General features: G+C 50.3%; 23 protein-coding genes. 16 read left to right on the top strand and 7 right to left on the bottom strand.

Features of this window, described 5'->3' with window-relative positions; genetic code table 11:
- Window positions 1-7: 7 nt before the first annotated feature.
- The 16 genes from B5D58_RS01030 (at window position 8) to ilvA (ending at window position 17,283) form a co-directional block, all read left to right on the top strand.
- Window positions 8-136, top strand: a complete 129-nt coding sequence (locus B5D58_RS01030; RefSeq protein WP_011111307.1) for an entericidin A/B family lipoprotein — start codon at window positions 8-10, stop codon at window positions 134-136.
- 5 nt (window positions 137-141) lie between these two features.
- Window positions 142-807 carry a 3-isopropylmalate dehydratase small subunit gene (leuD, locus tag B5D58_RS01025; RefSeq protein ID WP_011111308.1) on the top strand — a complete coding sequence of 222 codons (666 nt, stop codon included), beginning with the start codon at window positions 142-144 and terminating at the stop codon, window positions 805-807.
- Entirely contained in the window at window positions 804-1,874 is a 1,071-nt protein-coding gene (gene leuB, locus B5D58_RS01020) for a 3-isopropylmalate dehydrogenase (RefSeq protein ID WP_011111309.1), read from the top strand. The genes leuD and leuB overlap by 4 nt, the downstream gene beginning before the upstream one ends.
- A gap of 148 nt (window positions 1,875-2,022) precedes the next feature.
- On the top strand, window positions 2,023-3,144 hold the full coding sequence (asd, locus tag B5D58_RS01015) for an aspartate-semialdehyde dehydrogenase (RefSeq protein ID WP_011111310.1): 1,122 nt from the start codon (window positions 2,023-2,025) through the stop codon (window positions 3,142-3,144).
- Window positions 3,145-3,345: 201 nt separating this feature from the next.
- Window positions 3,346-5,640: a motility hub landmark protein FimV gene (locus tag B5D58_RS01010; protein WP_011111311.1), complete on the top strand. Its 2,295-nt coding sequence runs from the start codon at window positions 3,346-3,348 to the stop codon at window positions 5,638-5,640.
- Between the two features lie 158 nt (window positions 5,641-5,798).
- Window positions 5,799-6,584: a tRNA pseudouridine(38-40) synthase TruA gene (gene truA, locus B5D58_RS01005; protein WP_041356500.1), complete on the top strand. Its 786-nt coding sequence runs from the start codon at window positions 5,799-5,801 to the stop codon at window positions 6,582-6,584.
- A gap of 56 nt (window positions 6,585-6,640) precedes the next feature.
- The gene (locus B5D58_RS01000; protein ID WP_011111313.1) at window positions 6,641-7,276 is read left to right on the top strand and encodes a phosphoribosylanthranilate isomerase; all 636 of its coding nucleotides are present in this window, start codon (window positions 6,641-6,643) and stop codon (window positions 7,274-7,276) included.
- Window positions 7,254-8,453 carry a tryptophan synthase subunit beta gene (gene trpB / locus B5D58_RS00995; RefSeq protein ID WP_198407859.1) on the top strand — a complete coding sequence of 400 codons (1,200 nt, stop codon included), beginning with the start codon at window positions 7,254-7,256 and terminating at the stop codon, window positions 8,451-8,453. The genes B5D58_RS01000 and trpB overlap by 23 nt, the downstream gene beginning before the upstream one ends.
- A gap of 52 nt (window positions 8,454-8,505) precedes the next feature.
- Complete coding sequence (gene trpA / locus B5D58_RS00990) at window positions 8,506-9,333, top strand: tryptophan synthase subunit alpha (RefSeq protein WP_011111315.1); 828 nt, start codon at window positions 8,506-8,508, stop codon at window positions 9,331-9,333.
- A gap of 3 nt (window positions 9,334-9,336) precedes the next feature.
- Window positions 9,337-10,230 carry an acetyl-CoA carboxylase, carboxyltransferase subunit beta gene (accD, locus tag B5D58_RS00985; protein ID WP_011111316.1) on the top strand — a complete coding sequence of 298 codons (894 nt, stop codon included), beginning with the start codon at window positions 9,337-9,339 and terminating at the stop codon, window positions 10,228-10,230.
- A gap of 149 nt (window positions 10,231-10,379) precedes the next feature.
- Entirely contained in the window at window positions 10,380-11,672 is a 1,293-nt protein-coding gene (folC, locus tag B5D58_RS00980) for a bifunctional tetrahydrofolate synthase/dihydrofolate synthase (protein ID WP_011111317.1), read from the top strand.
- A gap of 20 nt (window positions 11,673-11,692) precedes the next feature.
- Window positions 11,693-12,349, top strand: coding sequence for an SPOR domain-containing protein (locus B5D58_RS00975; RefSeq protein ID WP_011111318.1), 657 nt, complete (start codon window positions 11,693-11,695; stop codon window positions 12,347-12,349).
- Complete coding sequence (locus tag B5D58_RS00970) at window positions 12,346-12,846, top strand: CvpA family protein (protein ID WP_011111319.1); 501 nt, start codon at window positions 12,346-12,348, stop codon at window positions 12,844-12,846. The genes B5D58_RS00975 and B5D58_RS00970 overlap by 4 nt, the downstream gene beginning before the upstream one ends.
- 104 nt (window positions 12,847-12,950) lie before the next feature.
- On the top strand, window positions 12,951-14,468 hold the full coding sequence (purF, locus tag B5D58_RS00965; protein ID WP_011111320.1) for an amidophosphoribosyltransferase: 1,518 nt from the start codon (window positions 12,951-12,953) through the stop codon (window positions 14,466-14,468).
- Window positions 14,469-14,484: 16 nt separating this feature from the next.
- Entirely contained in the window at window positions 14,485-15,660 is a 1,176-nt protein-coding gene (locus B5D58_RS00960) for an O-succinylhomoserine sulfhydrylase (RefSeq protein ID WP_011111321.1), read from the top strand.
- Window positions 15,661-15,771: 111 nt separating this feature from the next.
- A complete protein-coding gene (gene ilvA / locus B5D58_RS00955) occupies window positions 15,772-17,283 on the top strand; it encodes a threonine ammonia-lyase, biosynthetic (RefSeq protein ID WP_011111322.1) in 1,512 nt (503 codons plus the stop codon).
- 83 nt (window positions 17,284-17,366) lie between these two features.
- On the opposite strand, the gene B5D58_RS00950 is transcribed toward ilvA, so the two are convergent.
- From B5D58_RS00950 to B5D58_RS00920, 7 genes are all read right to left on the bottom strand, one after another.
- Window positions 17,367-17,702, bottom strand: coding sequence for a type II toxin-antitoxin system RelE/ParE family toxin (locus B5D58_RS00950; RefSeq protein ID WP_011111323.1), 336 nt, complete (start codon window positions 17,700-17,702; stop codon window positions 17,367-17,369).
- Window positions 17,702-17,977 (bottom strand): type II toxin-antitoxin system Phd/YefM family antitoxin, encoded by a 276-nt coding sequence (locus B5D58_RS00945; RefSeq protein ID WP_011111324.1) that lies wholly within the window; start codon window positions 17,975-17,977, stop codon window positions 17,702-17,704. The genes B5D58_RS00950 and B5D58_RS00945 overlap by 1 nt, the downstream gene beginning before the upstream one ends.
- 196 nt (window positions 17,978-18,173) lie before the next feature.
- Window positions 18,174-18,884, bottom strand: coding sequence for a hypothetical protein (locus B5D58_RS00940; protein ID WP_234988946.1), 711 nt, complete (start codon window positions 18,882-18,884; stop codon window positions 18,174-18,176).
- A 67-nt stretch (window positions 18,885-18,951) separates the two neighbouring features.
- Window positions 18,952-21,045, bottom strand: a complete 2,094-nt coding sequence (gspD, locus tag B5D58_RS00935; protein ID WP_011111326.1) for a type II secretion system secretin GspD — start codon at window positions 21,043-21,045, stop codon at window positions 18,952-18,954.
- Window positions 21,042-21,551: a hypothetical protein gene (locus B5D58_RS00930; RefSeq protein ID WP_143023658.1), complete on the bottom strand. Its 510-nt coding sequence runs from the start codon at window positions 21,549-21,551 to the stop codon at window positions 21,042-21,044. Before B5D58_RS00930 ends, gspD begins: the two co-directional genes overlap by 4 nt.
- Window positions 21,552-21,573: 22 nt before the next feature.
- The gene (gspM, locus tag B5D58_RS00925) at window positions 21,574-22,122 is read right to left on the bottom strand and encodes a type II secretion system protein GspM (protein ID WP_143023659.1); all 549 of its coding nucleotides are present in this window, start codon (window positions 22,120-22,122) and stop codon (window positions 21,574-21,576) included.
- A 40-nt stretch (window positions 22,123-22,162) separates the two neighbouring features.
- Window positions 22,163-22,442, bottom strand: a 280-nt coding sequence (locus tag B5D58_RS00920; RefSeq protein WP_143779540.1) for an integrase core domain-containing protein, incomplete at its 5' end; no start/stop codon positions are given.

Raw genomic sequence — 22,442 nt, 5'->3', positions numbered from 1 at the left:
ATCGATAATGAAAACGCTGTCCACATTATTTCTATTGTTGGCCATCGTTGCACAGTTGACTGCCTGTAATACCATACAGGGATTTGGCAAGGATGTTCAACGTGGCGGTGAAGCCATTGAAAAAACTGCAAAATAAACAGAATGGAAAAATTTGAGCAGTTCAAGGGAATAGTTGCGCCACTGGATCGCGCAAACGTGGATACGGATGCGATTATTCCCAAGCAGTTTCTGAAATCGATCAAACGCTCAGGTTTTGGCCAGAACCTGTTTGATGAGTGGCGCTATCTCGATTATGGAGAGCCGGGGAAGGATATTTCATTACGGCAGCTTAATCCCGATTTCATATTGAACCAGCCGCGCTATCAAGGGGCCAGGATTCTGGTCGCACGCGACAATTTTGGTTGTGGATCCAGCAGGGAGCATGCTCCCTGGGCTTTGCAGGATTATGGTTTTGCTGTAATCATTGCGCCAAGTTTCGCCGATATTTTTTATAACAACTGCTTCAAGATCGGTCTATTGCCAATTGTGTCGGAAGCTTCCATCGTTGATAGGCTGATCAGGGATACACTCGAGACAGACGGTTATCGACTGGAAGTGAATCTGGATGCGCAAACCGTGACGACCCCTTCCGGCGAGATCCACCGATTTGAAGTTGATTCATTCCGTAAGCACTGTCTGCTTAATGGGCTGGATGAAATCGGGCTGACGTTGCAGCATGCCGATAAAATCAGAACATTTGAAATGAATCGTCGCGATCGACAACCCTGGCTATTTTTACAGCAAAATGGAGACAAACTGAGAACATGAAAATTGCGCTGCTTGCCGGTGACGGGATCGGGCCTGAAATCATGGCTCAGGCTGAGCGGGTATTACGCTACTTCCAGCAGGAAGGTTTGCAGATCGAGCTTGAACCTGGTTTGCTGGGTGGTTGTGCGGTGGATGCCACCGGTGAACCTTTTCCGGAAGCAACACGCCAGTTGGCGATCGAGGCAGATGCCATACTGCTGGGGGCAGTAGGTGGAACTCAGTACGATGGTCTGCCTCGCGAAAAACGGCCAGAGCAGGGGTTGCTGGCCATTCGGAAGGAACTCAACCTGTTTGCCAATTTGCGGCCGGTAGTGCTGTATCCGGAGCTGTCGAATGCTTCGACACTGAAGCCGGAGGTTGTCGCTGGTCTGGATATTCTGATTGTGCGTGAGCTGACTGGAGATATTTATTTCGGGAGACCGCGAGGCATCGAATACCGAGACGGACAGAAAGTGGGCTTTAATACGATGATTTATTCTGAATCAGAAATCAGGCGTATCGCTCATGTGGCGTTTCAGGCAGCAGGTAGGCGAAACGGCAGGCTTTGCTCGGTGGACAAAATGAATGTCCTGGAATGCACGCAGTTATGGCGTGATGTGGTGACGGAAACTGCGCAGTCGTATCCGGACGTTACGCTCTCACACATGCTGGTGGACAATGCAGCGATGCAGCTGGTACGCAACCCCCGGCAATTCGATGTGGTGGTTACGGGAAATATGTTCGGTGATATTTTATCAGATGAAGCATCCATGCTGACAGGCTCGATCGGAATGCTTCCTTCTGCTTCTCTGGATGACCGAAATAAAGGTTTGTATGAGCCTATTCACGGATCTGCCCCGGATATCGCCGGTAAAGGGATTGCCAACCCGTTGGCAACTATCTTATCTGCGGCAATGATGTTGCGATACTCTTTCAATCAGGAAACGGCCGCATCACGAATCGAGCATGCCGTTCAGAAGACATTGCAGCAAAGCTATCGTACCGAAGATATTTATGAAGCGGGTATGAAAAAGGTCGGTACTGTGGAAATGGGGGATCGTGTCCTGGCAAACTTGCAATCCCGGTGATTCTACTGTTTCGTTACATGCTGTTTTTCTATTTCTGTTTATCGCCCGGTTTTACCGCTTTTTTCTGATTCTTTGATGGTATGCCGGATAGTAAGCTGTCAGGGGTGCGTAACATTAAAACTATTTTGTAAAAGGTTGAGTGAATTACATGAAACAAGTCGGATTTGTGGGCTGGCGCGGTATGGTGGGCTCTGTTCTCATGCAGCGGATGCGTGAAGAAAATGATTTCTCATTAATCGAGTCCGTGTTCTTTTCAACTTCGCAAGTGGGTGAAAAGGGGCCGGATATTGGCCGGGAAGCAGGATTACTCAAGGATGCCTACGATATCGCAGCCTTGCGGGAAATGGATATCATCATATCCTGCCAGGGCGGAGATTACACCGGCGACGTTTTTAAAAAGCTGCGTGAGTCCGGCTGGCAAGGATATTGGATTGATGCCGCTTCTACACTCAGGATGAGTGATGATGCAATTATCATTCTTGATCCCGTTAATCGTTCGGTGATCGATGATGCATTGAATAAGGGTGTCAAGAATTATATCGGGGGTAATTGTACGGTCAGCCTGATGCTGATGGCCGTTGGCGGATTGTTCGACCAGGACATGGTTGAGTGGGCAAGTATCATGACTTATCAGGCGGCATCAGGGGCAGGCGCGCAAAACATGCGTGAACTGTTGCAGCAGATGGGAGAAACTCACGATGTCGCAAAAGATTTACTGGAAGATCCTGCTTCCAACATATTGGATATCGATCGCAAGGTTGCTGAGAAATTGCGTGACAAAGAATTTCCCGCTCAGAATTTTGGTGTTCCACTGGCTGGAAGCCTTATTCCATGGATCGATCGCGAGGTTGCACATGGACAGAGCCGGGAAGAATGGAAAGGGCAGGCCGAGACCAATAAAATTCTTGGGCACGGCGATGACCCCGTACCGGTTGACGGGATTTGTGTGCGAGTGGGAGCCATGCGTTGCCACAGTCAGGCATTGACGATCAAGTTGAAGAAGGATATTCCACTGGAAAAGATCGAGGAAATCATCGCAGCATCCAACAAATGGGTTCATGTGATTCCCAATGAAAGGGAAGCCACCACCAGGGAACTTACTCCGGTTGCGGTTACCGGGAAGCTCGATATTCATGTTGGCCGCATACGCAAATTGAATATGGGAAGTGAATATCTCTCTGTTTTTACGGTGGGAGATCAGTTATTATGGGGCGCGGCCGAACCATTGCGCCGAATGCTGCGCATCTTGGTCGAAGATAAGGCTGCATAAAATCTTTCCAATCGTTCCTGGTTTTGAACCACTGCACAGCAGAAGTGTTATGACATTTCTCTATGATATCTGCTGTTTTTACGGTTCTCGAACCATGGTACTCGGATAACGTCGAGGGGTATTCGTGTGAAGATAATGAATTTCAGGGCCAGGGATATATCTCCTTGCGTTTTATACAAAGCATTTTTGACAGGTATGCTTATGTCCGTCTGGGTCGTCCAGGCGGCTGGTCTGGGAAAATTGACCGTGAGCTCATATCTTGGTCAGCCCCTCAAAGCAGAGATAGCTCTGGAATCTGTAACTGATAAAGAAATCAATACACTATCTGCCAGGCTTGCTTCACCCAAAATTTTTCAGAAAGCAGGTATCAATCTTGCCCCCTATCATGCGACCTTGTCCGTGGCTGTGGAAAAACGAACGGATGGGCAGCCTTATGTTCGCGTGGTTTCATCACAGGCAATCAGTGAACCTTTTCTTAAATTACTGATCGAGCTTCACTCATCCTCGGGGCGTATGCTACGTGAGTACAACGTTCTGCTTGATCCTGCCGATACCCGAAAACCGGCCACTGCGCCGCCGGTTATACAATCAGCCGGCAACCAGGCAGAAGATTCTGCTGCAACTGCTGCGGGGGAAACGCAGCCTTTCGTTAAAGCAGAAAGGCAGCCGGTATCTCAGGAGAAATCAGCCGTTCAGACTGGTAATACCTATGGTCCGGTTATGCAGGGAGATACCTTGAGCAGAATTGCAAGACAGGTATCCCCTGATAGCGTCAGTCTCAATCACATGCTGGTTGCGCTGTATCGTGCGAACAGAGATGCTTTCCTCGAAAAGAATATGAATCTGCTCAAGGTGGGCGTCATTCTGCGCATTCCCGACGAGGAAGAGATATCGTCCATTACGGTTAAAGAAGCTGCTCGTGAAGTAGCGGTGCAGAAAGAAAGCTGGAACAGTTATCGTCAGAGAATTGCGGATCTGGCCGGCGATGCACCAGGAAAGAACGAGCTGAAACAGTCTCAATCGGGAAAAATCATAACCGTTTCTGAAGATACTTCGGTTGCAGGATCAGGCAAACCGGAAGAGGTGCTGATTCTTTCGAAAGGTGAATTGCTGGATGACAGCCACTCATCTGTCAAAAGTGCTGAAAGCAAGACTGCTCAGAACTATTTGCACATGATGGAAGAAGATGCGATTGCAAAAGAGCGGGCATTGCGTGAAGCGAATGAGCGAGTGGCCATTCTGGAGCAGAATGTCGCCAAATTACAGCGCCTGCTGGAGTTGAAAGAGGAGGCTTCCGGGAACAAGGGGCAAGCTGAATTAGATCAGGCTCAACATGTATCTGACCTGCAACCAGTTCCTGTAATAACTGATCAGACCGGAACCGTGGCTGAGACTTCTGAATCAGCTGCTCAGACTCCGGAAAAATCGGCATTGCCTGTTACCATTCCTGTACAGCCGGTTAATCCGATGTCGTCGGCTAAATCTCTCCAGCCAGCCGACCCTGTATCAGAGGAGCCTGCTTTGATGGATACACTGGTTGAGTCTGCGATGGAGAACAGTGAATGGGTTGTTGGTGGTCTGGCGACATTGCTGACGATTGCTCTCGGAGCATCGGTGGTTCGCCGCAGAAGAGCACAGACAGAGGATCTGAACGCTGAAGATGATCTATATGATTTTAATGAGAAGGATAATGGCTCGGGAACATCAGTAATGGCTGAAGCCATGCCATCTGGTTTAGAAAATCTGGAAAGTTCGGAGAGTACGATTGGATCAGCCCAACAGGCTGCTGGCCCGATAATGATGGAAAATTCCAGTTCGACTGACGATCACACTGATGTCGATCCGGGGTTGTTTTTTGGAAGCAGGCAGGATGAGAGGATCACAGAAGATTCTTTTCTCGATGATTCAGCCAGCCAGATTCAGGAAGAAGAGGATGCGACATTCAACGAACTGGATGAATTGGGTTATGAGATCAAAATTGATACGGAAGAGCCTGATCAGACTGAATACAAGCAAGAGGCCATCGTTGAAACCGGAGAAAATGATAAAGATGATATAGGTGAGCAGTGGATTTTCACGGCCACTGATACCGGTCTGGAGCGTAAGCCCGATTCAGTGCAACAGCAGGATACTGTTGAAGAATTTGTTTCATTGCATGACGAGCATCAGATCGATTTTGATCTGGATCTTCCGGTTGACACGGAAGCTCAAGAATCGGAATCGCGTGTGAAGAATGAATTGTCGGATTTGGGTTCCAATCTGGCAAATATTGATCTTGATCTGGGAGATAAGTCTGATACGAAGTTTCAATCGGGTGAATATTCTGAAGCTGAGGAAATGCAGTGGCAGGAAGTCGCGACTAAACTCGATCTGGCCAAAGCCTATCTTGAAATGGATGATAGGGACGGAGCCAGGGAAATTCTTGAAGAAGTGCTGCGCGAAGGTGATGATGAACAACAATCCACGGCTCGTTCCATGCTGGATCAAATAAGTTGAGCCTCTGGTCTGCCGGGAACATTTCTGGTGATCCAGAAGAAATACAAACCTCTTTTGATCTGAATAGATTCTTATATTGACCATTCTGGTCAGGTGGTTTTCTATGTCTTCAAATCGGGATGACAGTGATACCACCTAAAAGGAATAAACATTTTTTCGTGAAAATCGTTCTGGCGCTGGAATATGACGGCCGTGGCTATTGTGGCTGGCAAAAACAGCCCGGCTGCCTTTCTGTACAGAGCCGACTGGAGAGTGCTTTATCAGGGGTTGCAGGCAGACAGATACAGGTTGTCGCAGCAGGGAGAACTGATGCAGGCGTGCATGCATTATGTCAGGTGGTGCATCTTGAGACCTGTGTACGACGGCCTTTGAATGCCTGGATCAGAGGAACCAACGCACTTTTGCCAGGTGATATTTCGATATTGGAAGCTTCGGAAGTCAGTGATGATTTCCATGCCCGTTTTAGTGCAACCGAGCGTACCTATTTGTATTATCTGTTGAGTCGTCCTGCCCGTCCCGGTATTCATCACGGAAAAATCGGGTGGGTCCATTACCCGCTCGATCTTGAGAAAATGCAGATGGCAGCAAAGCTGCTGATTGGCAAACATGATTTCAGTGCATTTCGTTCATCGGAGTGTCAGTCGAGAACTGCCATACGGCAGCTTACCAGGCTGAATATCAGCCAGCATCAGCAGCTTTTCGTTTTTGAATTCTGTGCCAATGCATTTCTGCATCATATGGTTCGAAACATTCTCGGCGGATTGGTCTATATTGGCCGGGGAAAATATCCTCCTGAATGGATGCGGATACTCCTGGAAAAACGTGACCGTACACTTGCCGCGCCGACATTCTCGCCGGATGGATTGTATTTGTCTGGTGTCCGATATGATGCCAGATGGAATTTGCCTGTTTTTAACGTTACCCGGCCGCTGGATATCATATAGAACGATTCAGAGCATAACTATCCGGAGAATCCGGCAGAGTGCCAAAAGGAGATTGAGTGCGCATCCGTGTAAAAATATGCGGTATTACCCGCCTGGAAGATGCCATGGCTGCTGTGCAACATGGTGCGGATGCCATCGGCTTTATTTTATGGCCGCAGAGTGAACGATATATTTCACCTGAAGAAGCGGGCCGGATCGTGAAATGCCTGCCCCCGTTCGTACGGGCGGTAGGTGTGTATGTAAATCCTGATAAATCGTGGGTGGAGGAGACCAGTGCCACTGCCGGGCTTGATCTCCTGCAGTTTCATGGGGATGAATCTGCCGATTTCTGCAGCCGGTTTCATCTGCCGTATATCAAAGCTGTTCGTGTCCGGGACGGGCTGGATTTGCTACAATACGCGCAACATTACGCGGGAGCCAGAGGATTATTGCTGGATGCTTATACAGCAGGAATACCAGGGGGGACTGGCCATGTGTTCGATTGGAAACTCATTCCCGCAGAGTTGCCGTTGCCATGGATACTGTCCGGCGGACTTCATCCCGGCAATATTACCGATGCCATCGGACAGACACATCTGTCAGCAATCGATGTTTCGAGTGGTGTCGAGGTCGCCAAAGGTATCAAGGATGTGAACAAAATTTCTGCTTTCATGCAAAGAGTGAGGTCCTGTGAAGATGTACGATCTTCCTGATAAACGTGGCCATTTTGGCCCGTATGGCGGTACATTCGTGGCTGAAACCCTGATTTCCGCCCTGGATGAGCTGTGTAAGCAGTATGAATACTATCGTGATGATGCCGAATTTCAGGCAGAGTTTTTTCATGAGCTCAAGCACTATGTAGGTCGCCCCAGTCCCATTTACCACGCCAAACGCTGGTCAGAACATCTGGGGGGCGCACAAATCCTGCTGAAACGTGAAGACCTCAATCACACAGGCGCACACAAGGTAAACAATACCGTGGGTCAGGCTTTGCTTGCAAGGCGAATGGGAAAAGGTCGCATCATCGCTGAAACGGGTGCTGGTCAGCATGGGGTGGCCAGTGCTACCGTTGCTGCCCGGTACGGAATGGAATGTGTCGTATACATGGGTTCCGAGGATGTCAAACGACAGGCCACCAACGTTTATCGTATGAAGTTGCTCGGAGCCACGGTCATTCCGGTCGATTCAGGTTCGTGCACACTCAAGGACGCATTGAATGAAGCCATGCGTGACTGGGTTACCAACGTAAGTAACACTTACTACATCATTGGAACGGTGGCAGGGCCACATCCTTATCCAATGATGGTCAGAGATTTTCAGGCAATTATCGGGAATGAGGCCAGGCAACAGATGCGGGAAGAGTATGGCAGACAGCCGGATGCTCTGATCGCATGCGTGGGAGGGGGATCCAACGCCATTGGCCTGTTCTATCCTTATATTGATGAAGAAAATGTCCGGATGATCGGTGTGGAAGCTGCCGGCAAAGGGATCGATACACACGAGCACGCAGCCACGCTGGTGACGGGCAGACCGGGTGTGCTGCATGGTAATCGTACTTATCTGATACAAGATGAGAACGGTCAGATCATCGAGACACATTCAATTTCTGCCGGCCTGGATTATCCGGGTGTAGGACCGGAGCATGCATGGCTCAAGGATTGTGGCCGTGCCGAGTATGTGGCTGTGACGGATGATGAAGCACTGGCTGCATTTCATGCACTTTGCCGGTTCGAGGGCATCATTCCTGCTCTGGAATCCAGCCATGCCCTGGCTTATGCAGCCAAACTCGCACCAACGCTCAATAAAGACCAGTTGCTTCTGGTCAATCTGTCCGGCCGTGGAGACAAGGATATGGCAACGGTAGCGCAGCAGTCGGGCATTTCGCTCTAACCGGGCAGCCCATGAACCTCATCCTGCCTGAATTTTTCTGATCATCTGTCAAATGAATCGTATCCAATCTGTCTTTTCCCAGCTCAAATCACAGAATAGAGCTGCGCTCATTCCCTTCATCACGGCGGGTGATCCTGACGCAACTACGACAGTGGCGTTGATGCACCGGTTGACGCAGGCCGGAGTGGATCTGATCGAACTGGGAGTCCCGTTTTCTGATCCCATGGCGGACGGGCCAACCATACAGCGCTCTTCAGAGCGTGCATTGAAACATCACATCAGTCTGAAAGATGTATTTTCCATGGTGGCCGAGTTCAGAAAAACCAATCAGAGTACACCGGTGGTCCTCATGGGATATGCCAACCCGATCGAGGCCATGGGCTATAAAGATTTTGTGCAAACAGCCGGCCATGCCGGAGTCGATGGTGTTCTGGTCGTCGATTATCCGCCGGAAGAATGTACTGAATGGGTGCGCTATTTGAAAGAGCAGAACATCGATCCGATTTTTCTGTTATCTCCCACGACACCTGAGTCACGCATCAGGCGGGTTGCGGAGCTTGCCAGAGGGTACGTCTATTATGTTTCTCTGAAGGGAGTTACGGGCGCTTCACATCTTGATTTGCATGAGGTTGGCGACAAACTGTCGCAGCTTCGTTCGTACATCAACATTCCGATTGGAGTAGGTTTCGGTATACGAGATGAACAAACGGCACGGCGTATTGCAGAACAGGCTGATGCGGTAGTCATAGGCAGCCGCATCGTGGAAGAAATCGAACACTCTCCAGCGGCGGATCTGCTGGCGAATGTGGGAGCCCTGGTAGAGTCTTTGCGGCGTGCAATCGACGCAAAATCCGATCATTCTTCTATTACGGAGAAGTGATGTATGAGTTGGTTTGAAAGCATCATTCCACCCAAAATCAAACGTAAGGAGAACGGTGAGAAAAAGGCCGTTCCCGAAGGCTTGTGGAGCAAATGTGCCAGTTGCGAGGCTGTACTTTACTGTACCGATCTGGCAAAAAATCTCAATGTTTGTCCCAAATGTGGTCACCACAACCGCATTTCAGCCCGCAAGCGTCTCGAACTGTTACTGGATTCTCAGGATCGCCATGAAATCGGTACCGATATCATTCCGCAGGATCCCCTGAAATTTCGTGACAGCAAACGCTATACGGACAGGCTGAGCGATGCACATGAAGCTACTGGCGAGACAGATTCACTGGTGGCCATGCGTGGCAATATCAAATCAGTCCCGGTTGTTGCTGCTGTTTTCGAATTTGGTTTTATGGGTGGATCCATGGGATCCGTGGTTGGTGAGCGTTTCGTCCGTGCTGTAAAAGCCTGTGTTACACATCATCTGCCTTTCATCTGTTTCAGTGCAAGCGGGGGGGCCCGTATGCAGGAAGGCTTGTTTTCGCTGATGCAAATGGCGAAGACGACCGCAGCACTGGAGCAGTTGAGCAAAGAGCGGCTGCCTTTTATTTCTGTGCTGACAGATCCTACGATGGGAGGAGTCTCTGCCAGTTTCGCATTCATCGGTGATGTCGTGATTGCCGAGCCTGGAGCGCTGATCGGTTTTGCCGGACCGCGTGTCATCGAGCAAACCGTACGCCAAACATTACCCGAAGGTTTTCAGCGAGCAGAGTTTTTACTGGCGCATGGTGCCATAGATCTGATCATCGATCGCCGCGAAATACGTGATCGGCTGGCAAATCTCTGCACGTTACTAATGCGTATCCCGGTTCCTGTATTACCGACTGCCGTGCCTGCAGATCCCTGATGGTTGTTGATTCGGTCGCGGATCAAATCCGGATTGCTTGAAACCCGCTGTTACCCTTTGAACGGCTGCCATGTCAAATGAAAGCGACCATGTAAGTCTGCTGTTTGCCATGGCGGCAATACTTCCTTTACTCCTCCTCATTCAGATCGATGATTGATATCCGACCAGCAACCCTGGAGAGCTGGTTAAGCTATCTCGAAAAACTTCACCCTAAAATGATCGATATGGGTCTGGAACGGGTGAAGAAAGTCAGAGATGCCTTGAAATTGAAGCCGGAGTTTCCCGTCATTACCATTGCCGGCACAAATGGCAAAGGCTCAGTCTGCGCGATGCTTGAGTCGATACTCGGCTGCGCATCCTACCGGGTGGGGTGTTATACCTCACCGCACTTGTTGCGTTACAACGAGCGGATACGGATCGATCGACATGAAATCACCGATGAAGTCCTGTGTGAGGTATTCGCTGAAATTGAATCTGCACGTGAATCAGTTCAGACTACGCTGACCTATTTTGAATTCGGTACCCTGGCTGCCATGCTGATATTCCTGCGGTCGCGTGTGGATGTGGCCATCCTGGAAGTCGGGTTGGGGGGGCGCCTGGATGCAGTCAATGTGTTCGATACCGACTGTGCGATTCTGACCAGTATCGATCTGGATCATACGGATTACCTCGGATCGACACGGGAAGCCATCGGTCAGGAGAAGATCGGTATCTTCCGGGCAGACAAACCGGCGATCTGTGCCGAACCGGATATCCCCGGCAATCTTCGCGAAAAGATGCGAGCCATGAATGTCAGACTCTACTGTATCGATGAAGCTTTCAGCTATACCGCAGATCATCTACAATGGCGCTATCAAGGCGTGTCCGGGCGTCATTGCAGCTTACCGCTGCCGGCTCTCAAGGGAGACTGTCAATTGCAAAACGCGAGTGCAGTGTTGGCTGCACTGGACGTCCTGGAAGAGGTATTTCCTGTCCCGATGGATGCCATCCGTCGTGGATTGGTCGAAGTCACCCTGGCGGGCAGATTTCAAATGATTTCAGCACGACCTGTGATCATTCTGGACGTGGCGCATAATCCGGCAGCAGCTCGCAGATTGTCGGCCAATCTGGAAACTCTGCCGGTAAAAGGGTGTACTTATGCAGTGGTAGGGATGCTGAAAGACAAGGATATGGCCGGCACGCTTCGGGCACTGAAAAACAATGTGGATTGCTGGCTGATCTCGGGTCTGGATGTAGCGAGAGGTGCATCGGCGAATGAAGTCCTGCAGGCACTCGAAGAGGCCGGTGTTGAACGGCGGAATATTCTGCATGCGTTCCCGGATGTGCAGAGTGCCTATGTTTACGCACATGAACATGCCAGTGATGATGATAGAATATGCGTATTCGGGTCGTTCCATACCGTTAGCCCAGTGATGACGGGTTTAGGCGAATCAGATTCTTAAAGATGAGCGGATAATCAAAAATGATCAAAAATGTCAGTGAAGAAGAAATTCTTCTGAGGAAGCGTGCCAGAAGACGCTTTATCGGTGCCGTTACATTCGTGATTCTGTCGGTTGTCTTCCTGCCCATGATTCTCGATGATGCACCTCAGCAGGAACAACAGCAGATCGATATCCAGATTCCTTCCGAAGAACTGACAGCAGAAACTTATCCGTGGATGACTCCGGAAAATGCTCCAGCCATTGATGAAGCAGAGATTGCATCTGATCCGGATAAACCGTTACCTTTCAGTGACTCCGAGTACTCCGGGAAAATAGAAAGTGGTAGAAGCACGAGTGGAATACCGGTTCCTGCAAAAAAACCACCGTTTGTAAAATCCACTCCGGCTTCGGTTCCGGCGCCGGTTGTGCAGGAGAAGGTGCCTGCCAGTAACAATGTGAAAGTACAGGAAGGTGCATTTGTCATACAATTGGGTGCATTTTCCGATGTTTCCAAAGCAAAGCAGCAACAGCAGAATCTCGTTGCAAACGGAATCAGGGCATATACCGAGACGATCAAGGTCGGCAACAATGAAATGACTCGCGTGCGTATCGGCCCGTTTGCCACACGGGACGCTGCCGAAGCAGAGCATGAACGCTTGAAAAAGACCGGTTTGAGCGGTGTCGTGACGACTAAATGACCGTTTTTGATTACATCGTTATTGGAATCATATCTTTCTCAGCCTTGCTGAGTATTACGCGCGGTCTGGTACATGAAATAGTGTCGCTTCTTGCCTGGATCATTGCATTCTTTGCCGCCAGCCGTTATTCAATCAATGTGGCACCTTTGCTGGCAGGTATGGTCGAGAACGAATCCATACGCATGCTGGTCGCATTCAGCGCGACATTTTTCATCGTTCTCCTGATCACGATGCTGGCGTCCAAACTGCTGTCCGCACTGGTGAGGGGAGTGGGGCTCGGTCTGATAGACAGGATGCTGGGGGCACTATTCGGGATGATTCGCGGGCTGGTGATCGTATTGTTTCTGATAACAGCGGCCGGTTTTACGCCACTGCCGCAACAGCCCTTCTGGAAACAGGCGGTACTGAGCGAACCTCTGGAAGTAATGACAGCAGATATCATTCCCTGGTTACCTCAGGATTTCAGAAATCTCATTGGCTTCGACAGAAACAGCTAACATTCATGTCGTGACCGAATAAGAAATTCGTATCTCGTGGCTCATACAGATACGGCAGTCAGTTGCAGGAAGTTTTATGATCCACTTTTTTCAGCGAGTTCGCTATGTGTGGAATTTTAGGCGTGGTAGCCCGGTCACCCGCCAATCAGTTGCTCTATGATGGTCTGTTGATGCTGCAGCACCGTGGTCAGGATGCTGCCGGTATCGTTACTGCACAAGGTAACAGCTTTCACATGCATAAAGGTCTCGGTCTGGTACGGGATGTTTTCCGTACCCGGGATATGCGTGCGCTGCCGGGGTACATGGGAATCGGCCATGTACGCTACCCCACGGCGGGATCTTCAACCTCTCCTGCTGAAGCACAGCCTTTTTACGTAAATTCCCCGTTTGGTATCGTGCTGGCCCATAACGGTAATCTGACCAATGCGGAAACCCTCAATCAGGAACTGTTTCTTGCAGACCGGCGTCACGTCAATACGCATTCCGATTCAGAAGTATTGCTGAATGTACTGGCGCACGAGTTGCAGGAACGTGCCGTCGGTTATCAGCTTGACCTGGCTGAGATTTTCTCGGCAGTAGCCGGTGTACACGAACGCTGTCAGGGTGCCTATGCCGTTATTGCCATGATTGCAGGCTATGGTCTGCTCGCATTCCGCGATCCGTACGGAATCAGGCCGCTCGTGTTCGGTTCAGTAGAAACAGATGCGGGTACCGAGTACATGGTGGCTTCCGAGAGTGTTGCGTTGGATACGCTGGGTTTTCGTCTCATCCGCGATGTTGCTCCCGGGGAAGCCATTTTTATCGATATGGAAGGGCATTTCTACAGTCATCAGTGCGCTGCTCTACCCAGCCTGAATCCCTGTATTTTTGAGTACGTTTATCTCGCCCGGCCTGATTCGATGCTGGATGGAATATCGGTTTATGAAACCCGCCTCAACATGGGTATCAATCTGGCGGACAAGATCAGTACTTCCATGCAACATCTCGATATCGATGTCGTCATTCCGATTCCGGAATCCAGCCGTCCGAGTGCCATGCAGCTTGCCAACCGTCTTGGGATCAGTTTCAGGGAAGGGTTCGTCAAGAATCGTTATGTGGGCAGAACCTTTATTATGCCAGGCCAGCAACAACGCCGGAAATCGGTCAGGCAGAAGCTGAATGCGATCGAAATAGAATTTCGCGGCAAGAATATCCTGCTGGTCGATGATTCCATCGTGCGTGGAACCACCAGTCGGGAAATCGTCCAGATGGCGCGTGAGGCTGGTGCCAACAAAGTTTACTTTGCTTCGGCCGCACCCCCGGTACGTTTTCCTAATGTTTACGGTATCGATATGCCAACTCGTCAGGAACTGATTGCAACAGATCGAACCGATGAGGAAATATGTCGTGAAATCGGTGCGGATTATCTGGTTTATCAGAATCTGGATGCGCTCAGGCAGGCAATCACTCAGATCGATCCACAGATCAGGCATTTTGAAACATCCTGTTTCGATGGACGATACATCGCAGGCAATATCACTCAGGAATATCTCTGCAGAATCGAGTCACAACGCAACAATCCCGGCCTGTCTCAGGGTGAGCGTACTACTCAGCTTGATTTAGCTCTGTTATCAACGGATTAATCATAAAAGAACAATCATGACGAACGATCTGGATCCGGAAACACTGGCCATTCATACCGGTGTTCACCGCAGTCAATTCAATGAACATTCGGAATCACTTTACCTGACCTCGAGTTTTGTATTTGACAGTGCTGCCCAGGCTGCAGCGCGTTTTTCCGGACAAGAGCCCGGGAATATCTATTCGCGTTTCACTAACCCGACCGTGACTGCAATGCAGGAACGGCTGGCTGTTCTGGAGGGTGCAGAAGCCTGTATTGCGACTGCTTCCGGTATGTCTGCCATTCTCACCTGTGTCATGGGCCTGTTGTCTGCCGGGGATCATATCGTTGCTTCTCGCAGCCTGTTTGGATCTACTGTCAGTCTGTTCAACAATATTCTCAGTCGCTTCGGTATTCAAACGACATTTGTTTCAGCGACGGATCCTGCTGAATGGCAGGCTGCAGTCAGGCCCAACACCAGGTTGTTTTTCCTGGAAACACCTTCCAATCCGCTGACTGAGATTTCCGATATTGCTGCACTGGCAGAAATAGCCAAACGAGCCGGTGTGTGGCTGGCAGTGGATAACTGTTTCTGTACGCCGATCATACAGCAGCCACTCAAGCTGGGTGCGGATCTGGTGATTCATTCAGCAACGAAATATCTGGACGGGCAGGGCAGAGTACTGGGGGGGGCCATCCTGGGTAAACGTGATTTACTCATGGACAGCGGCATATTCAGTTTTCTGCGTACTGCCGGCCCGTCTCTGAGTGCATTCAATGCCTGGATCATCCTGAAAGGGATGGAAACATTGAGCCTTAGAGTAAAGGCGCATTCGGATCATGCACTGGAAGTGGCACGCTGGCTGGAAACCCATCCCCGGGTGGGGCGTGTGTTTTATCCCGGTCTGCCATCACATCCGCAACATGAGCTTGCAATGCGCCAGCAGAAAACAGGAGGGGGTATCGTTTCGTTCGAGGTGAAAGGCGGCAGGGAGGCTGCCTGGCGTGTTGTCGATGCCGCCCGGCTGATGTCGATTACAGCCAATCTTGGTGATACCAAAAGTACACTGACGCATCCTGCTACCACGACTCACGGACGAATCAGTCAGGAAGCACGTGAAGCTGCCGGAATCAGGGATGGTTTGCTGCGTATCGCGGTAGGTCTGGAATCACCAGATGACCTCAAGGCCGATCTTGCTCGCGGATTGCAATAAACGTGTGACGCGCGATTACTACAGATTTCACGGTTCTTCAGAATTTGATGCCAGCTCTGAAATCGGCTTCTCACTCAGTGCTGTCATACTCCCGGTTTTTTCCACTTTACCATGGTAAATGATTATCTCGAAAGGATACTGACTGCGCATGTCTATGACGTTGCCAGCGAGACGCCCCTTGATTTCGCTCCGTCATTATCTGCTCGTATCCATAACCGCGTATTGCTCAAAAGAGAGGACATGCAGCGGGTTTTTTCCTTCAAGCTGCGCGGCGCCTATAACAAAATGGCCAGGCTCTCCCCGGATGTACTGCAACAGGGTGTGGTGGCCGCTTCAGCGGGTAATCATGCACAGGGGGTGGCACTGGCCGCACAAAAGCTGGGCTGTTCTGCCACCATCGTGATGCCGGCCACCACACCGCAAATCAAAATCAATGCGGTGATGGCAATGGGTGCAGCCGTGCTGCTGCAAGGAGATTCCTATAATGATGCCTACGAATATGCACGGAATCTCGCCGAAGAAAAAGAAGCTGAATTTGTCCATCCTTACGACGATCCCGATGTAATTGCCGGACAGGGCACGATTGCCATGGAAATTCTGCGCCAGCATCCGGGCAGGATTCACGCAATTTTTGTACCGATCGGTGGCGGAGGGCTGATTTCAGGCATTGCCGCGTATGTGAAACGGTTGCGACCGGATATCAAGGTGATCGGAGTGGAGCCGGTTGATTCAAATGCCATGTACCGCTCCCTGCAGGCAGGCTATCGTGTCGAACTCTCCCAGGTGGGGCTGTTTGCGGATGGCGTGGCTGTCCGCCTGGTAGGCGAGGAAACCTTCCGGCTGTGCCGTGAGCTGGTGGATGACATCATCCTGGTGGATTCGGATGCCATTTGTGCAGCGATCAAGGATATTTTCGAGGATACACGCTCCATCGTTGAACCTTCGGGAGCACTTTCAATTGCCGGGTTGAAGGCATACGTCAAACAAAAAAACTTGCTGCACGAAGTCCTGGTTGCGATTGCTTCCGGCGCGAACATGAATTTTGACCGTTTGCGTCATGTTTCTGAACGGGCAGAACTTGGTGAGCAGCGCGAAGCTATCCTCGCAGTCACGATCCCTGAAAAACCGGGCAGCTTCAAAAAATTCTGCAATCTGCTGGGCGCTCGTAATATCACTGAATTCAATTACCGCTATGCGGACCCCGAGATGGCGCATGTCTTTGTCGGTGTATCAGTGCGCAATCGGGAGGAATCGTTACATTTGATCGAGATTCTGCAGGAAAACGGTTTGAAAACCGAAGACATGACCGATAACGAAATGGCCAAACTGCATATCCGTCACATGGTGGGCGGGCGCAGCAGAGAAGTCATGCATGAAATTTTGTATCGCTTCGAATTCCCTGATCGCCCGGGTGCACTCATGAATTTTCTGAATCACATGAGCGACCACTGGAACATCAGCCTGTTTCACTATCGTAATCATGGTGCCGATTTCGGCCGTGTGCTGATCGGTATACAAGTTCCGCCGGAAGAAAAACAGGAATTCAGGGAGTTCCTCGATAAACTGGGCTACAGCTTCTGGGATGAAAATGACAACCCGGCTTACCAGCTTTTTCTCGCCTGATACGGTTTGTCATTGGGATCACTGCCATGAGCCGTCTTACAATCTTCGTTTATCCCGCCTTCTCGATTTAAGTGGCTCAATCCTCATTTCCCCAGTAATCGGTGCATTAAAAGAGATTGCATATCACGCCGGCCATCAGCAATTAAGTAGATATACACCTTCTGCTCAATTACCCGGTAAATTACACGGTATGGTTTAAAAATCGCCTGTCGATATTCTCGGATGCCAACCGCAACAAGCTCCTTGGGCCAGGTTCCCCGACTGGGAAAAGTAGCCAGATTTTCCACCACTTCCAGCAGACGATCTAAAACACTGTCAGCATTAGCTTTGCAATCAGATTCAACAATATAATCGTAGATCAGTTCGAGATCCTGCTCAGCACCCCGAGTAAACAGTACTTCATATTGGCGGATCGCCATTATTTTATTGTCTGCCTGGTACGCAATCCTGCGATGACCTCATGTACCGGCTGCACTTCACCCGCTTCGATCTCAGCATTGCCGAGTGCAAGAATTTTTAGCAATGCTAACGTTTCCTGTGTCTCTTCAAAAGAGGCGATATCCTGGATAACAGCTTTAGCTTCTCCATTCTGAGTAATGATCAATGGTTCCCTGTTTTCGGTTAAATAAGCTAAAACCTCAGCGGCATTTGCTTTTAGATAACTAATAGGTCTGATCTGTGTTGAATAGCGCATTTAAAAATCCTCAAAAAATATAGGATTGAATATAGTCCTTTAATAGTCTATATACAATATTTACCTCTTTGCAAAACTCCTGAAGGCAGGAACAAGCAGCTTTCAGCCTCTCTTCCGGATTCCTGCTCTCCAGGAAGAAAACTATCCTTATCAATAAACTACCCCGTTGCTTGCGGCAGGGTAGTTTATTTTTCTGCTATTGGGTGTTGAGGTTACGGCACTGCTTACTATTATCCATCCTGGTAATACGCTTCCAGCTTCTTATGAGATGACTGGGATCAATTTGTCCGGTAATCGTCACTTCGACGGAAAGCCCTGCAGCCTCATCCGAGGTATTCCCGGGAAGCACATTCACGCGAAGCGTGGCGCCAGTAACATTATGGGACGACGTATCGTCATTCAGGACAGAGTGCGTTCCGGCAGATCTGGATCTCAATCCAACAAGTTCGACCAGATCATTCGATGCATACCGCCAGTCGGGTTCCACCCGGCCTGAGTAAAATGTAATGTGAGGATAGAGACAGGCAAATGCACTATGGCTGAGACCAAGCATTGCCTGCAAATCAGTGTAGGTTGCAGGGCGAAGGGTGCCTGTCGAACGTGCTGACAGGAAATCAGGCTCACGTGAGTTCCGGGGGATGGCAAGCCACGCCAACAGTCGACTCAGTATCCGTGAATCAGATGTCATGGCATCTATGAGTCCTGTCGCCTGCTGAACTGAAACACTGAACATTTGCTCGCTGATCTGTACATTTCGAGTAACAATACCGTCACCTATCCAGATACTTCTGTTCCCTTTGACCAGGACATCATAGATAACCATTTCCACGGCCGATTCATGTGCAAGATCGGCTCTAAGCCGTCGCTCCGAGATCGTAAGCTCCTCGGCTGAATAAAAAACAGCCATCATCGAACCCACAATGAGGGTGGCTGCTGCGAGGAGCAGCCACAGCGTATGCAGGAGGACAAAGCCCCTACTGTGCACGTGATGGGGCAGGAAGACGAGCACGCTCGGCCAGACGGGAAGCCGCCTCGAGGCCATCAACTAACGCGTCGGCAACCGATTGTGTCTCCATCTGGTTACGCATTACATGAGGAACAAGCAGGACGACCAGCTCAGTACGGCGGATATCAGAAGTATTGCTCTTGAACAGATTGCCGATGACCGGCACATCCTTGATCAAAGGTACACCACTGTTGCCGGCGCTGCCATTTTCCCGGATCAGCCCGCCAAGTGCGACTGTGAAGCCATCCCGGGTTGCAATGACACTATGAATTTTCCGTCGCTGGATGGTTGGCGAATCAATACCGGATGAAGTGGTTTGTGCAACTTCGCTTACTTCCTGGGTGACATCGAGAATCACATTCCCGTTATCATTGACACGCGGTATCACCTCCAGGATGACGCCTGTATCACGCATTTGAATCGTATTGATGACCGGCGCTCCACTTACTACTGTTCCTTGAGATGTCTGGGTCACGATAGGAACCTGATCGCCTACCTGCAGGCTTGCCTTCTGGTTGTTCAATACGGAAATCTTGGGTGCGGATAAAATCTTTACTTCTGTTTTGGATTGAAGGGCATTCAAGACAATGCGAGCATTTGCCTTGCCCGCGTAAATATAGGAAAAGCCAGGGAACTGTGATGCCACTGAGCCGACATCGGTTGCACTCAGTGTAACGGTGTTTTCACCCGAATCGAAGAACCACTGAACACCATAGCGCAGGTTGTTGTTCAGAGTCACTTCGGCCAGAAATGCCTCGATCATGACCTGGCGCGGCAGCACATCGATCTGCTTGAGCGCCTCCTGGATGACACGGAACTCATCCTCAGTGCCGTAGAACATCAATGAATTGTTCTCTTCGATTGCAACAAGTCGACCGACATTCGTTTGAGAACCGGATATAGACGGTTCAGCTGAGAGAGAGGGGGCTGCTGCGGGCATCTGTGGTGTCGACATTGGTGTCGATGTCGGTGATACCGTTGTACCCGAAGCCGTTGTTGCCTGCATCTCGCCGGTCAGCACCTGTCGAAGGGGCGCCACCAGATCCTTGGCATTTCCGTTCTGCACGTTATAGACAAAAATGCGTTGTGCACCTAACTTCGAAACATCGAGGCGCTCGATCCATTCACGCAGTAATTCGAGATCAGATTTATTCTGAGCCACACCGAGTACGGCTTGCATTCGCTCAAGGGGTACGAGATGGATACGGGTGGTAAAAAGATCGATCTCGCCCTGGAAAATCTCTCTGAGTTCCGTAACGATGGCTTCCAGCCTGCTCTGAGAAAGCTTGTAGAGCGCAAAAGTCATTCCATTGAGCCAATCCACATCGAAATTTTCGATGGTATGGAGAATAGCGCCGCGATCCTGACTGCTGCCCGCAACGACCAGATGCCCATGACGTGTATCAGCCTGCAGAACTATTCCCTTCGGGACGAATGAGTCAAGAATCGCCTGCATGTCATTTGCATTGATATACCGGAGCGGAATGATTTCCACAGCATAGCCGGGAGTGGGAGGCATTGCAGAGGCAAAGCGCTGAGCGGGTCTGACTCTTTGAGGTGCTTCACTCCATGGCAACACGCTGATGGTTTGCTCATCTTTCAGTATTACCGCTGAAACCGTACCCAACGCCGCTTCCAGGGCAGAAAGTAGAGAAGCTTTCGATACCGGGCGACTTGTCCGCAACGTAATGCGGCCCTGTACTGCAGGTGAGACGACATAGTCAAGTTTGAGCATTTCCCCGAGCACCACATCGATTACACCGCGGATATCGGCTTCGTTGAAGTTGAGTTCGAAACGCTCGCCAGTGTCTGCAAAGGCAAACTTTCCAACCTTGGAAGATGAAGGTCCTCTCCAACCGGCTTCGAAATACTCCGTTGAGATGCCGGTGGGATGCTCCGGAGTAGTGGAGGTTGATGACGCAGCATCGCTCGGTTGCATCGGTACCGCCGGCATGATTTTCCATGTCGAAATAGGAGCCGGTTCAGGTGGTCGTGTCGTAGAACACGCATTTAGCCCTGCCAGCATGGCAGTTCCGATAAAGAATGTCTGGAATCGATTCATGGGTTGAAATTTTGGGAAGGTGGGACAGACGGCCTTAATCGGAGCTCGATATCAGAAGATGGATGGACTCCATCATTGATATCCGAGCGGCTTCGCAAATGAATGGCATCGGATGTGACTGAAACCACCATCCATGTCTCGAATGTATCCCCTTGCGCGACGAGCTTTCTGGAAGTGGCAGTCTCATCTTCAAGCAGGGCAAATCGTTTGTGCCCTTCCTCTTCGACGATACCCACCAGACGCGGGGGGGCAGTATCCAGAGGCACCGTGGATTCGGGAGAAGATATTACCGTACGGGTGCGTGAAGAAGAAAATAATAATGTCTGTTCCAGCGCATTCGGTAATGTCTCCATTGGAATACTCAGGGGGGTGGTCTCAGACGGTACGTTCCGGCTTTTTGTTGATAAATCATCCGGATGATCCAACACTATCCAGTGGATGAGTACAAACGCCGAGATCACACAGGTATTGAGGACAAGCAGAATGGTTGTCTGTCTATTGAACATTGGCTTTGCCATGGTGAAGTTGTCAGTATTCTGCAGCAAAAGCCCAAATTCGGAGTTCTACGGAAAGGGGGGGTGAAGTACCGTCGGACGCCGCAGCAGTGGCCAGAACAACGGCACGATCGATGATCAGGAGTGGCCGGTGGCGTTCGAGTGATTTCAACAGATGTACTAACTTCTCCTCGGGCGCGTTTATGCGTACGTCCAGCGCGAAGCGGGTCAGATTCCCATCATTGAATGGATCTGCCGTCCGCAGTTCCAGCAATTGCACATCCGAGTCATGGATCAGCATGTTAACAGCATCAACAAAGGCAGCATTGTCATTCGATGAGGGAAATACCAGTGTGGAAATCGATTGTTCGATCCGAGTGAAATCATCAGTGGTGAGATTACTGTTCTCGGCGGCGAGTGTCTGCAAACGCTGGAGCTCAAAGCGCGTGTCATCCAATCGTTCGATGGCAGTTGTGGGCAGAACGTAGAGCAGACGAACGACGATAGACCAGACGCTGGTCAGCAACAACACGCCTACAGCAAGCGCAAGAGCTCGCCGCGCCATTGCAGGGTAGGGCGTCACTTAGTTTTGAACCGTCCCGACAATCGAGGAGGCTATTTGGTTAAAGTAAAATATCCATCAATGTCTTATTATCCTGGGTTTGTCGGTAGTTTTCTTCAGCCTGAGCTGGAGGAATATACCCGATAGATCCAAGCAGGCGTTGATGGTTATACCAGGCAACCCATTCCAAAGTTGCCAGCTCCACAGCAGCCCTGGTTTTCCAGGGAGCTCTCCTGTGTATCAGTTCAGCCTTGTACAGGCCATTGATCGTTTCAGCCAGCGCATTATCGTAACTGTCACCGCGACTGCCGACAGACGGTTCAATACCGGCTTGTGCCAGA

It is taken from the genome of Nitrosomonas europaea (assembly GCF_900167395.1).
In the GTDB taxonomy this organism is placed as follows: Bacteria; Pseudomonadota; Gammaproteobacteria; order Burkholderiales; family Nitrosomonadaceae; genus Nitrosomonas; species Nitrosomonas europaea.
Note: the sequence above shows the minus strand (reverse complement) of the source record. Positions and strands in the feature narration are given on the sequence as shown.